We start from the raw sequence: 12,728 nt of genomic DNA on the forward strand, positions 1-12,728 counted from the left end.
TCCTCAAAATAGTGATATAATTCAATATCTGAGATTTTTGAGGAGAGAGTGTATAATTGGATAAAAGTAGTTTGTTTTCAGCACTATCGTTAGTTTCGGTCTTTATATATTTATTTATTGGTGCCTATACGTTCAGATTAAACACGAAATCCATGGTTAATCGAGTTTTTTTGCTCTTATGTAGCAGTTATGCTGTCTGGTCCTTTGCTTATTCCTTTGCATATATATCGGACGACAAATATATTTTTTCCTTTTGGAATAAAATAGCAGCAGTCGGATGGTGTAGTTTTAGTGCTCTTACTTTATATTTAGTGCTTTTAATAACGGAGAACCAGATCGTTAAAAAAAGGTTTGTAAAGATATTAATATTTTTGCCAGCCGTTATATTTTTCTATATGGCAGTTTTTTTGTTCGGTGTAGATATTAAAACTTCAATTTTAATTTCTAATATTTTTTATATTGGTAATTTCTCCTATAATTTTTTATATTTGTTGTTAAGTATTACTGTCTTATTGATATGGGGATTAAAGTCAAAAAGTGTAAGGCTTAAAAAGCAATCAAAACTATTAGTAGCGTCTAGTATAATTCCGTTTGTTTTGAATCTATTAACTCAAACAATACTTCCATTTTTAGGGGCTTCGGACTTCCCACTGATGGGACAATTATATTCTGTAATAATGATCTTAGGTACTTACAGAGTAATTTCTAAATACAAATTTTTAAGACTTCCAGAGCAATTCCTATTTGAAGAAGTAGTTAAAGAAATTATGGACATGGTAATTTTACTAAATGACCATGGGAAGATTATCAAAGTTTCCAAACATACCTTAAATATTCTAAAGTTTGAAGAGCACGAATTATTGAAGCAGGATGTCGGTTTTATCATTGATGATAATTATAAAGAAGAATTTTCATTATGCAAAATGATAGGAAACAATGCTAACTATAAGGATATCAATATATTGACCAAACAGGGCGAGAAAATTCCCGTCGATATTTCTTGCAAACCAATTTGCGATGAATTGTATGATTTATTAGGGGTTATTATCGTTATCCAGGATATTAGCTTAATGCATGATTTGCGCAGGAAAAATGAAGAACTCCAAGCGTATATCCAACGAGTAACAGAAGCTCAGGCAGAACTTAGATTTCAGTATAATCAGAATGTCAAAAGTGAAAAGAAGTTAAGTATTAGTGAAGAGAAATTCAGAACCATGTTTGAGCAAGCGCCTTTAGGTATTACTTTATGTGATTCACTGACGGGACGATTTTATGAGATGAATTCTAAATTTGCAGAGATTGTTGGGAGAGCAACCGAAGAAATTACTAACATTGACTGGATGTCTATTAGTCATCCGGATGACATTCAAGAAAATATAAAAAGAAAATCTATTTTTAAAGATAGTATTCTAAAGGGTTTTAATATGAATAAACGCTATATTAAGCCTAATGGTTCGGTAGTTTGGGCAAATATAACAGTGGCGAATTTAAGACTCGAATATCAAGGTAATCCAAGTGAAATATGTATGATCGAAGATATAACAGAACAAAAAATAAATGAGGATGCCTTAAAAGCCAGTGAGTATACCTTTCGAAAATTATTTGAGGGTTCGTCCGATGCTATACTGATAATGGAAGCTCATCGAGTCATTGACTGTAATCCAGCTGCCATTGAATTACTAGGATATGGATCGAAGAATAGAATTGTCGGGAAAACGTCATGGGAGCTTTCACCTGAAAATCAACCGGATGGAATACTTTCTCTAGAAAAAGCTCTCAATATTAATCTGAAAGCCATAGAGAAGGGCAAATATCGATTTGAATGGTGGCATAAAAAAGAAAATGGTCTTGAATTTCCAGTTGAAATTATGCTAACTTCCATATTAGTGAAAGGTAAACAGGTTTTACATGCCTTGTTGAGAGATGTTAGTGAACGTAAACTATTGGAACAGAAACTGGAGTATTTAAGCTATAACGATGTACTAACAGGTCTCTATAATAGAAGATTTTTTGAAGAGGAATTAAAGCGACTGAATGTGCAGAGGAATTTACCTTTGACCCTTGTAATGGCTGATGTTAATGGCTTAAAGCTTATCAATGATTCATTTGGTCATGCCATAGGTGATGAACTCCTTAAAAAAGTTGGCGATGTTATCGTAGGAGGATGCCGATCGGATGATATTATTGCTAGACTTGGCGGTGATGAATTTGTAATACTGTTACCCAACACGGATGCTTTTGAAACAGAACAAATAGTTAAGCGTATTAAAGCTAATGCCTTAAACGAAAAAGTAGGCTCCATTGAAATATCGATTTCATTTGGTTGGGAATCCAAGCTTCATGAAGAGCAAGATATTCATGAAATATTTAAAAAAGCGGAAGATCATATGTATAAGAAAAAACTCTTTGAAAGTCCAAGCATGAGGGGGAAAACCATCAATGCTATTATTAATACCCTCCATGAGAAAAACAAGAGAGAGGAACAGCACTCTCATAGAGTATCGGCTCTATGTAAAAGTATAGGGAAAGCCCTTGGTTTATCTGCAGGGGAAATAGAGGAACTTAAAACTGTTGGCTTGCTTCATGATATTGGTAAAATTGCAGTCGAAGAAACTACACTTAATAAGCAGGGAGAATTAACGGAGGATGAGTGGCAAGAAATAAAACGTCATCCAGAAATCGGATACCGAATCCTAAACACTGTCAATGATATGGCTGAAATAGCAGAATACATCTTATGCCATCATGAAAGATGGGATGGATTTGGGTATCCTAAAGGCTTAAAGGGGGGTGACATACCCATTCAAGCAAGAATTATAGCCATAGCTGATGCATATGATGCGATGACAAGTGAAAGAAGTTATCGCAGTGCAATGCCCGAAAAAATCGCTATCGAAGAACTACAAAAGAACTCTGGTATCCAATTCGACCCTAAGATAGTAAGAGTATTTATCGAAACGGTGTTAAAGTGAAGAACCTGTTTAACCACATCAACTATGCTTGATGTTAGATTTCAGATAATTTTTATATGACATGCACATGTCATTTGCTTAAGGTATAATAATCAAAGGTGATAAAATGCAGATCAACAGATTATTTGAGATCGTATATAGTCTACTCAATAAAAAAACTCTAACAGCTAAAGAATTATCAGAGCGGTTAGAGGTGTCTGTGCGAACAATTTACAGAGATATAGAGACGTTAAGTTGCGCAGGGATACCGGTTTATATGAGAAAGGGTAAAGGAGGGGGGATTAGCCTCCTCGAAAATTTTGTACTCAATAAAACAGTCCTATCGGATACGGAACAGAATGAAATATTGACCGCTTTGCAAACTCTCAATGTTATAAACTATCCCAATGTTGACCTCGTTATTTCTAAGCTAGGGGCCCTCTTTAATAAAAGTAATTACAACTGGATTGATGTGGATTTTTCACATTGGGGGAGTAAGGATCAAGGAAGTTTTAATCTGCTGAAAACAGCGATTGTCAAAACAAGAGTGATTAGCTTTGACTATTTTAGCTCATACGGTGAAAAAACAATCAGAACTATTGAGCCTTTACAACTATTATTTAAAGATAAAGCGTGGTATTTAAAAAGTTTCTGTTTATCAAAGCAAGCCCATAGAACCTTTAAGCTTACTCGCATGAAAAATGTTGTTATCAGCGAAATAGTATTCAAACGAAAATTACCTCTAGAGCTTGTGAATGAGACAACTCGAGAAATCAAATATAATGAGAGTAACTTAAAACTACGTCTGAACCCCTGTGTTGCTTATCGTGTGTATGATGAATTTGACGAAAATGAGATTGTTAAAAATGCCGATGGGAGTTTCGAGGTTTCAGTCACATATCCTGAAAATGAATGGGTTTATGGATATATTCTGTCCTTTGGTAGCTTTGCAGAGGTGATAGAACCCAAGCATATCAAGGATATCGTTATTGAAAGATTAGAAGAGACTCTAAAGCAATATAAGAAGTAATTCTAATATGACACACTGTCGTCATATTGGGCATGGTATCCTTTGAATATCAAAACAAAGGAGGATGAGGTGAGACCATGGATTATGAAGTTGTTTCTCTAAAGGAAAAGACAGTCGTAGGACTAATGGTTAATACGACAAATGAGGACAACAAGGCAATGATGGATATTGGAATGCTTTGGGGCCAATTTTTGCAAGAAGGAGTCTATGATGCTATTTTTGACAAGATTAATGCCAAAGGGATTGGGCTCTATACTGACTATCAGGGGGACTTTACAAAGCCATATAAGTTCGTTGCGTGTTGTGAAGTAAGTGATGCCAAAAGAATAGCATCTAAAATGGTCGTTAAAAAGATTCTCCAAGGGAACTATGCAAAGTTTATTATAAAGGGTCACATGCAACGTGCCGTCAGCGAATTTTGGTCAAACTTATGGGGATTAACACTGGATCGGAAATACAGCACTGACTTTGAAGAGTATCAAAATGATTCCGATGATATGGAAAAACAAGAAATACACATTTATATTGGTTTAAATCATTAAACTTTTAATCATTATTGAGCAATCACGCGTCTAGCACCATAATACTTACTAGACCAGTACTCACTATTAATGCTGGCGTAGGAAACACCGCTATTTGACGAGTTGATCATTATGCCATTACCCACATAGATACCGATATGGGATGGGCCTGGTTGATAAGTCGAAAAGAAGACTAAATCCCCAGGTGCTAATTTATCTCTCGACACGCTCTGTCCTTCGCCATATTGATCCCAAGTTACCCTATTAAGTTCGATCCCAAAGTGTCCATAAACATACTGGACATAGCTGGAACAATCAAATTGTGGGTAAGTTCCTCCCCAAGTATAGGGTACTCCAAGAAAATTTGATGCAAAGGATAGTAACTGCCCCACCTGTCCATTTAATTTGACAGGTGGGCTTTGCTGACCCCGGCTCTGTGCTTGTGCAGCTTGTAATTCATCTTTACTAGTCTGCTTTGCTAGTGCTACGCTGAGACCGTCTATAAGTTGCTCGTTAGATTGTACTTTAGCCGTTAGTTTATTTGTTTCGTCTTGTTCCAAGCTCTGTTTTGCCCTAAGTACATCAGAATTATCAGCTACCTTAGCTTTAAGATCACGATAGAAGCTCAGGATTGTTTCGAGGGAGCTATACCGATTGATTAAATCACTACTGCTTGTCGAACTAGCTAACCAACTTACATACGTTAAAAAGGGAGTATCGGCCTCAGTGTACTGATTGCTAACGAAATTCCCCAGGGTTTCTGTGTCTTTTTTCTGCTGGTCAGCTAATATTTGTAGCTCCGCGTTCAGAGCTACTATGGCTTCTTTGCGTTGCTCGATATCCGAATTATCTTTATCAATAGTACTTTTCAACACATCAATTGATTGTTGGATCGACTCAGCTTGGGATACCACAGAGTTTTCTTGTTGTTGTGACACCTTTGCTTGATCTTCAAGAAAACTAGCCCCGTTTCTCAAGGTATTGATGTTATTATAAACCGGAGGAGATGCATATACAGGTTGTGTGAAAGAGCAAAATAAAATTGGTACAAGCATACATAAAAGTGGTCGCCGATATATGGATAATTTAGTGAAATTCATAATTATATTAATTCCTCTCTTGGAAAAGCTTTGAATTATAACCAACCTAGTTAGACTAACAGAGAACAGAGATATACACAAGGGGTTAATTTACCATATAATGGTTTTCTAGATTTCGAAATATTATTTGATAGGAAATAGAAAGTCAACCTAGCATGTTTGCCGATGGCAACCAATCTTAAAAGAATTGGATGAAGTTGTCATATTCTTGAGGTATAATAAGGTGATGAAATTCAAGGTATCTCATTCTTCAATTCGCAAGTTCAGCTTTTCTCCGAGTAGGTGAGATCATCTATGAGTAAAAATGATAAGGAGATCAATATGGAGAAAATTGCAGTAATATCAGATATTCATGGAAATATGCCCGCCTTAGAAGCAATATTAGCAGACATTAAGAATAAAAATATTGAGAGGATATTTTGTCTTGGAGACTTAGCGGGGAAGGGTCCTAGTTCTGCGGAGGTAGTAGATAAAATTCAAGAAAATTGTGAAGTAGTCATTAAAGGTAATTGGGATTATTATTTGACCGAAGAAGAGGACAGAGAAGTTTTGATGTGGCATCAGAAAAAGCTAGGAGTTGAGAGACTTAAATATCTGAAGAACCTACCCATATATATAGAATTTTATATCAGTGGAAAGTTATTAAGACTATGTCATGCTTCTCCAAATGATCTTTTCCATAGAGTATACCTTTCAACGGAACAAAGTAAGCGAATGAAATTGTTTGACCCGACTCCAACCCTTAATGTTGAAGCAGATGTGGTAGGATATGGAGATATTCATGGTGCTCATATAGATAATTTTCGAGGAAAGACTATCTTTAATGTCGGAAGTGTTGGTAATCCCCTTGATATAGCCCAAGCATCTTACGGAATAATTGAAGGGGAATTGGACGATAAAAATGCACGGCCATTTACGATAGCCCTTGTAAGAGTACCATATGACATAGAATTGGCCATTGATCAGGCCAACTCAACAGATATGCCAGAGAAACAAGACTATATTAACGAATTGAAGACAGGGATATTTAGAGGGGTAAAGTGCAGTAAATAATTTTAATTGGGAACGAGTTCACTGCAACATTCAATTAGGAGCACAGATGCTAAGCGGGGGAGGGCTTATGAAAATCAGACGAATATTGTCACGGCTCCTTTTCTTGTTAGGAATTATTGGGGTGATAGATACTTTGCTGCTCTTTCTATATAATGGGGGAATTAACCTAGGGACGATTTTACCAGGGATCCTGGGCGGACTGCTGATCCTTTGCGGTTTCGGCAAAGCCTTCTTACAGAAATCCATGCCTTCGGGTAAGGCTAGACAGTGGATCTTAAAGACCCGTCGGGGAGTCATTGCCTTATCCTTGATTGGGCTGATCTCGTTTCTGGTGGTTGAAGGAGCGATCATTAGTAATTCCCAACCAGACCAAGTTGTTGAGGTGGATTATCTAATTATTTTGGGGGCAGGTCTGAATGGGGAACAACTTTCCTGGACACTTCGGGAGAGAATGCAAAAGGGTCTAGACTATTTGGAAAGGTTCTCCAATGTGAAAGTCGTGCTTTCGGGGGGGCAAGGTCCAGGAGAAAATATTTCTGAAGCGGAAGGAATGCGTCGTTACTTAGTGGAGCAGGGGATTTCTGACGAACGTATCCTTATGGAAGATCAATCCACGAGCACGATGGAAAACTTCCGTTTTAGTAAAGAGATATTAGTCCAGCAGCAAGACTATCGAGACTCAGAGAGGGTTGCTATAATCACGAATGACTTTCATCTCTTCCGTTCAAAAATCCTTGCTCGTCGTAATGGGTTAATTCCGGTCGGTATTCCCTCCCCAACTCCGTGGTATCTTGTACCTAATGTATATTTGAGGGAGTATTTTGCGGTTGTGAAATCCCTGATCCTAGATTGGTAAAAGAATACCACAGTCAAACTGCTTTCCACGGGATACCACTCCCACTTATTGAAGTGGAGTCTAACCTTAGATAAATAATAAGAATTTGCGTTAGGAGTAAATATGAAGCAATTAATTGATACTAATTTAGAGGGTTTTAAATTGAGATTCGCGGAAATAAATGATGTTTCCCTGATACTAGAGTTTATTAAAGAGCTGGCTTCCTATGAAAAAATGTTACATGAGGTTGTAGCAACTGAAGAAATTTTAAGAGAGTCTTTATTTGAAAGAAAGATAGCCGAGGTTATTATTGGTGAATATGAAAATCAACCGATAGGTTTTGCTTTATTCTTTCATAACTTTTCTACTTTTCTAGGGAAACCCGGTATTTATTTGGAGGATTTATATGTTAAACCAGAAATGAGAGGAAAAGGGCTGGGGAGAATTATTCTTTCATTTCTAGCGAAGATAGCGTTAGATAGGAAGTGCGGCAGATTGGAATGGTGGTGCTTGGATTGGAACGAACCCTCCGTTAAGTTTTATAAAAAGTTGGGAGCGGTCCCCATGGATGAATGGACTGTATATAGAGTAGATGATGAGCCATTAGAAAAATTAGCAACGAAATTCCTTGAGCAATGAGTTTTGATAAGCGAGGGGATATTGAGAAGTCCTTATAAGAGTTGTTTATTAGATTGGAGGCAGCCTTGTGATTACAGAAGTCTACCCAAATATATTCAAAAATGAAATACCTCTGCCCAAAAACCCTTTAAAAGCTATTAATAGTTACATTATAATATCTGAGAATAGGAATTTAATTATCGATACAGGCTTTAACACAGAAGAATGTCTGACAGAGTTGACGAAGGGGTTGGAGGAACTAAACATTGACCTAAAAAAAACTGATCTTCTAATTACTCATATGCACACGGATCACTCGGGACTTGCTCCAGCTCTTAAAAAAAGCGGAGTACAATCAATTTATTTTAGTCAGATAGATGGAGACTTGTTTAATCAAACTTCTAAACGTGATAGTTTTTACCATACACTCAACCAAATATTTGGCTTCAAAACTGACAACTCTTTAAGATTTGGTAAAGAGTTTGGGACAAGATTGGTCGAGCCTCTAGAATTTAGCCCGCTGATTGAAGGGAACGAGATCATTCTAGGGGATTATTGTTTTGAAGTGGTGGATATTCCCGGCCATACGCCAGGGCATATTGGGTTATATGAAAGAAAACACAGGTTGTTTTTTTGTGGAGACCATGTTTTAGATGCAATTACTCCAAATATATCATTTTGGGGATTTGAACAGGATATTTTGTCCACCTATTTGAATAGCCTCAACAAATTGTATCAGTATGAGATTGATTACTTATTCACAGCGCATAGAAAAATAATTAGAGATCACCAGAAGAGAATCATTGAACTTGTAAATCACCATGAAGAGCGCCTAAAGGAAATTTTATTAATTTTGCAAGATGGTAAAAAGACTGCAAGTGAGATGGCCGCTGCAATGCATTGGGATGTGAGTCATAAGAAATGGGAGGATTTCCCGCACTCTCAAAAGTGGTTTGCCTCTGGGGAGGCACTGTCTCATTTAGAACACTTAGTGCATATTGGACTCGTTGACCGGATCGATAAGAACGAGAAGCTTTTTTATGGGATACCTGAATAGTTTAATAGAACTAGCGATATATTTCATGGGTAGAAGGAATATATCGCTAGTTCACGAATGTTAGCATATAGGAAAACTCTAATGTCTCATGGACATCATGTGAAAGGAATCAATCATATGCTACCCTCGCAAAAGTTTATCTCTCTGGGAGAAAATATGCTTGCTTTATGCTTTATGCTTTTTTGAGCGGATTATGGATATTGTTTTCTGAACGAGTGATCCATTATTTAATTGGAGAATGATGAATTGCTTCTACGCTTTTAAGGACTAAGTAGGAGGTATTAGTATGAGCCTTGTGATTTTTGATTTTGATGGCACAATTCATCTTGAAGAAACTCCTCGTATCTTCTTGCGTGTCCTAAAGCAAGACAAAGGGTTGCGAAAAAAGATTCGTAATTTCTATATTTCAATGTCTTGGGTGTATATATTATATCGTCTTGGGCTATGTCGTCAACTAGCGATCAAGCGAGTTTTGAGCGGTATAGTTAAGATGCTGGGTGGAATGAGTGAACCTCAAATCGAAGGATTTTTTAAGCAATGTTTAGAGTTGGCAAGAGGGAGTTTCAGCCCTGTATCTCTTTGCCGGGTTAAACTTCACCTTGAGTCAGAGGATCAAATTTTGCTTCTCTCAGGTGCCTTTTCGCAGTTTGTTGCCTTGGTTGCCAGAGATCTAGGTATGAAATTTTGGCTTGGGACTGAGATTGAATTATTAGCTGGAGTTTCGACAGGTAGAATAACCTCTATCATGAATGGACCCTCGAAGGTACAAGCTCTGACCACGTTTCTAAAGGAACAAGAGGAGGCTGGGGTGTTTTTTGACATTGGCGACGCTTATGCGTATGCTGATTCAATCCAGGACCTATCCTTGCTCTCGTTCGTTGGACACCCAGTGGCCGTTAATCCTGACCAAGAGCTGCTAAAAGAGGCTAAGATACGAGGGTGGGAAATAATCACAGATCGCTCCTGTGATGAATTGATCTGACCTGTGTTGGTTTCTGGATAACCAGACAACTAAGAGATAATGAAAATCAATTTAATAAGAGTAGTGACAGCGAAGGGCATAGGGGAAATGAAAAAAGAGTGAATCACTCCTTCAATGCTCTTAAGTAAATGGGAAATTTCTTCATAATAATGGGAGGAATATATAATTTTTCACCGAATCTTGATAGCTAGAAGGAAAATAGGAGGGGAGAGAACGTTTTGTGGATGATATAAGATATCCGATTGGGACGTTTGATTTTGAAAAAGAGATTTCTGAAAAGCAAATTACTGCTTTAATTGAGCAAATAGAAGTGCTGCCTGAGTTGTTAATTAGAGCTGTCGAAAAATTAACGGAAGAACAGCTTGACGCTCCATATAGACCAGGCGGTTGGACGATTCGCCAGTTAGTTCACCACTTAGCGGATAGTAATATGAATGCTTATATTAGAATTAAACTGGCTCTGACTGAGGATAAACCAACTATAAAGCCTTATGATGAGGCGCTGTGGGCTGAACTAAATGACTCTCAGTTACCCATTGAACTATCCACAAAATTACTGGATGGATTACATAAACGCTGGGTCATTCTACTGAGGTCGTTATCGTCGTCAGGTCTTGATAGAGAGTTAATTCATCCGGATATGGGGCTATTAACGATTAAGAAGTTAATTGACCTTTACGCGTGGCATGGAAATCATCATTTGGCGCAGATTTCTTCCGGTATAAGAAGAATGACATCAAATTAGAAGGAACCTAAATCTACTATTGGTATGAGCTTTTGTATCCTTAAGAAGAAGTTAGGCTGGAAGCGCAGATAATTCCAGCCTTGTTTCTGTTTATATGAAAGGTCCTTTCACGTTACATACTAGGAGGACTAGATTAGAGTTTTGCCGAATTGTGAGAATAAGGAAAAGAAAAGGACAAACGGGGTCTAGGTGTAGGCTTTGTGAATAGAGTAGTGAATCTGATAGGAGTGTTGAGAGATGAAATCAAATAAAAAGTACCTGGGAACCTCTTTGGCAACCCAAATGATCATTCTTCCTTTCTTACTTACCATTGGGATGATCATTGTTTCGTCAATTACAGATGGGCTAAGGTTATATGAGCTTGGCAGCGATGCTAGAAAGTTGATCCTGTTATCGATTGCCTTTTTCGGTTCGCTTATTATAGGTATTATTGTTGGTTATATTTTTGTAAAATTGTCAAAGCATAAGCCCAACTCGGCAAAGGAAAGGTATCTCATTGCCATTGTGCCTATTCTCTATGCTCTGGTCTTTGCAGTTCTTGCACTCGCATTTTCAAGAGGAAATTTTAATTCAGGCTGGTGGGGAGTGTATGCTCTCAAGAATCCTATGTTATTGATTATTGGCTTAGGCCTTTCCTTATCAGGGTTGCATTTTATCATACCTGTGGCAGAGCTTATGGGGTATATGGGGTTTCTAATTGGAATTATTTTGTCTGAATGGACTGCGAAGACAGCGGCAGATAGCTCTCTATCGAGAAACTTTAAAGCGGTATTGGTCTTGCTTTGCATTTTTGTCCTTGCTTTTTCTGGTATCACGACAAGAAAAGTTATAGATGATGGTACTACGGAATTGCTCTATGGGAAGTCAACAGTCGGGAGTGATTTAACCGAATTTGATCTGATAGATAAAGCTCCGTTCAAGGAGAACAACGGACTCGCTAAGCTTGATAAGCCTGCCAACTTACAATTTGAAGAGCTTGATTCTATGCCACGTCTTGACGGTGCGACAGCCGCCTATCCGGTTTATGCTTCGTTTGTTGAAGCTGTCTATAAGGGACTTGGTGAATATTATCTAGCAAACAGGAACAAAAACGATAAAGATGTATCTACTGCCTTTGTGGCCAGTGAGAAGTTTCCCCTAGATCTAGTGAAGTGTTCAAAAACTGGCACAGCATACGAACGTTTAATTGCAGGTCAGACCGATATAATCTTTGTTGCAGAGCCGTCGAAGGCTCACCTTGAGGCGATTAAAGCCAAAGGGGATGAGTTTGTCTTAACTCCCATTGGGAGTGAAGCGTTTGTATTTTTCACAAACTCTAAGAATCCGGTTGAGGACCTGACTATAAAGCAGATCCAGGATATCTACACTGGTAAAATCACCCGTTGGAAAGAAGTCGGGGGACAATGGAATAGGATACTGCCTTATCAACGTCCTGAAAACTCAGGTAGTCAAACGGTTATGCAGAATAAAGTGATGACTGGCATTACGATGTTAGAACAGACAAAGGAAACCTATGCAGGGGGTATGGGAGAAATCATTAGCGAGGTTGCAGGTTATAAAAACGCCAAAAATGCCATAGGGTATTCATTTATGTATTACTCGACCCAGATGATAAAAAACAATCAGATTAAGTATCTTTCGATTGATGGGATCAAACCGACCCCAGAAACCGTGCGCAATAAAACCTATCCCTTCACAGTACCTGTTTATGCAGTATCTTTAAAATCGAACCAAAAGGAAAATATCAGTCGTTTCCTTAGCTGGGTCTTATCTGAGGAAGGACAAAGTCTAGTCGAGAAAACTGGTTATGTACGTGCTAAATAGAAACGCTATATA

The 12,728-nt window shown here is 37.8% G+C and carries 11 protein-coding genes and 1 pseudogene; 11 read left to right on the forward strand and 1 reads right to left on the reverse strand.

Going from position 1 to position 12,728, the window contains the following annotated elements:
- Positions 1-71 precede the first annotated feature (71 nt).
- The 4 genes and pseudogenes from E4K67_RS31090 to E4K67_RS10895 form a co-directional block, all read left to right on the forward strand.
- A pseudogene (locus E4K67_RS31090) lies at positions 72-686 on the forward strand (histidine kinase N-terminal 7TM domain-containing protein); the annotation flags it as partial.
- Positions 678-2,972, forward strand: a complete 2,295-nt coding sequence (locus E4K67_RS10885; protein ID WP_274594853.1) for a PAS domain S-box protein — start codon at positions 678-680, stop codon at positions 2,970-2,972. The pseudogene E4K67_RS31090 and the gene E4K67_RS10885, both read left to right, overlap by 9 nt.
- 106 nt (positions 2,973-3,078) lie before the next feature.
- Positions 3,079-3,981 carry a helix-turn-helix transcriptional regulator gene (locus E4K67_RS10890; protein WP_135546492.1) on the forward strand — a complete coding sequence of 301 codons (903 nt, stop codon included), beginning with the start codon at positions 3,079-3,081 and terminating at the stop codon, positions 3,979-3,981.
- A gap of 77 nt (positions 3,982-4,058) precedes the next feature.
- Entirely contained in the window at positions 4,059-4,523 is a 465-nt protein-coding gene (locus tag E4K67_RS10895; protein WP_135546494.1) for a GyrI-like domain-containing protein, read from the forward strand.
- 11 nt (positions 4,524-4,534) lie between these two features.
- Here E4K67_RS10895 and E4K67_RS10900 read toward each other — a convergent pair whose 3' ends face one another.
- Positions 4,535-5,602 (reverse strand): C40 family peptidase, encoded by a 1,068-nt coding sequence (locus E4K67_RS10900; RefSeq protein WP_135546496.1) that lies wholly within the window; start codon positions 5,600-5,602, stop codon positions 4,535-4,537.
- 294 nt (positions 5,603-5,896) lie between these two features.
- On the opposite strand from E4K67_RS10900, the gene E4K67_RS10905 reads away from it, so the two are divergent.
- The 7 genes from E4K67_RS10905 (at position 5,897) to E4K67_RS10935 (ending at position 12,716) form a co-directional block, all read left to right on the forward strand.
- Complete coding sequence (locus E4K67_RS10905) at positions 5,897-6,655, forward strand: metallophosphoesterase family protein (RefSeq protein ID WP_243454412.1); 759 nt, start codon at positions 5,897-5,899, stop codon at positions 6,653-6,655.
- 67 nt (positions 6,656-6,722) lie between these two features.
- Positions 6,723-7,511, forward strand: a complete 789-nt coding sequence (locus E4K67_RS10910) for a YdcF family protein (RefSeq protein ID WP_135546498.1) — start codon at positions 6,723-6,725, stop codon at positions 7,509-7,511.
- Positions 7,512-7,613: 102 nt separating this feature from the next.
- Positions 7,614-8,129, forward strand: a complete 516-nt coding sequence (locus tag E4K67_RS10915; protein ID WP_199242513.1) for a GNAT family N-acetyltransferase — start codon at positions 7,614-7,616, stop codon at positions 8,127-8,129.
- 67 nt (positions 8,130-8,196) lie between these two features.
- Positions 8,197-9,165 carry an MBL fold metallo-hydrolase gene (locus tag E4K67_RS10920; RefSeq protein WP_135546500.1) on the forward strand — a complete coding sequence of 323 codons (969 nt, stop codon included), beginning with the start codon at positions 8,197-8,199 and terminating at the stop codon, positions 9,163-9,165.
- A 286-nt stretch (positions 9,166-9,451) separates the two neighbouring features.
- Positions 9,452-10,147: an HAD family hydrolase gene (locus E4K67_RS10925; RefSeq protein ID WP_135546502.1), complete on the forward strand. Its 696-nt coding sequence runs from the start codon at positions 9,452-9,454 to the stop codon at positions 10,145-10,147.
- 220 nt (positions 10,148-10,367) lie between these two features.
- On the forward strand, positions 10,368-10,892 hold the full coding sequence (locus E4K67_RS10930; RefSeq protein WP_135546504.1) for a YfiT family bacillithiol transferase: 525 nt from the start codon (positions 10,368-10,370) through the stop codon (positions 10,890-10,892).
- Between the two features lie 237 nt (positions 10,893-11,129).
- On the forward strand, positions 11,130-12,716 hold the full coding sequence (locus tag E4K67_RS10935) for a substrate-binding domain-containing protein (RefSeq protein ID WP_135546513.1): 1,587 nt from the start codon (positions 11,130-11,132) through the stop codon (positions 12,714-12,716).
- The last annotated feature ends 12 nt before the right edge of the window (positions 12,717-12,728 follow it).

The organism is Desulfosporosinus fructosivorans (assembly GCF_004766045.1).
Classification (GTDB): Bacteria; Bacillota; Desulfitobacteriia; order Desulfitobacteriales; family Desulfitobacteriaceae; genus Desulfosporosinus; species Desulfosporosinus fructosivorans.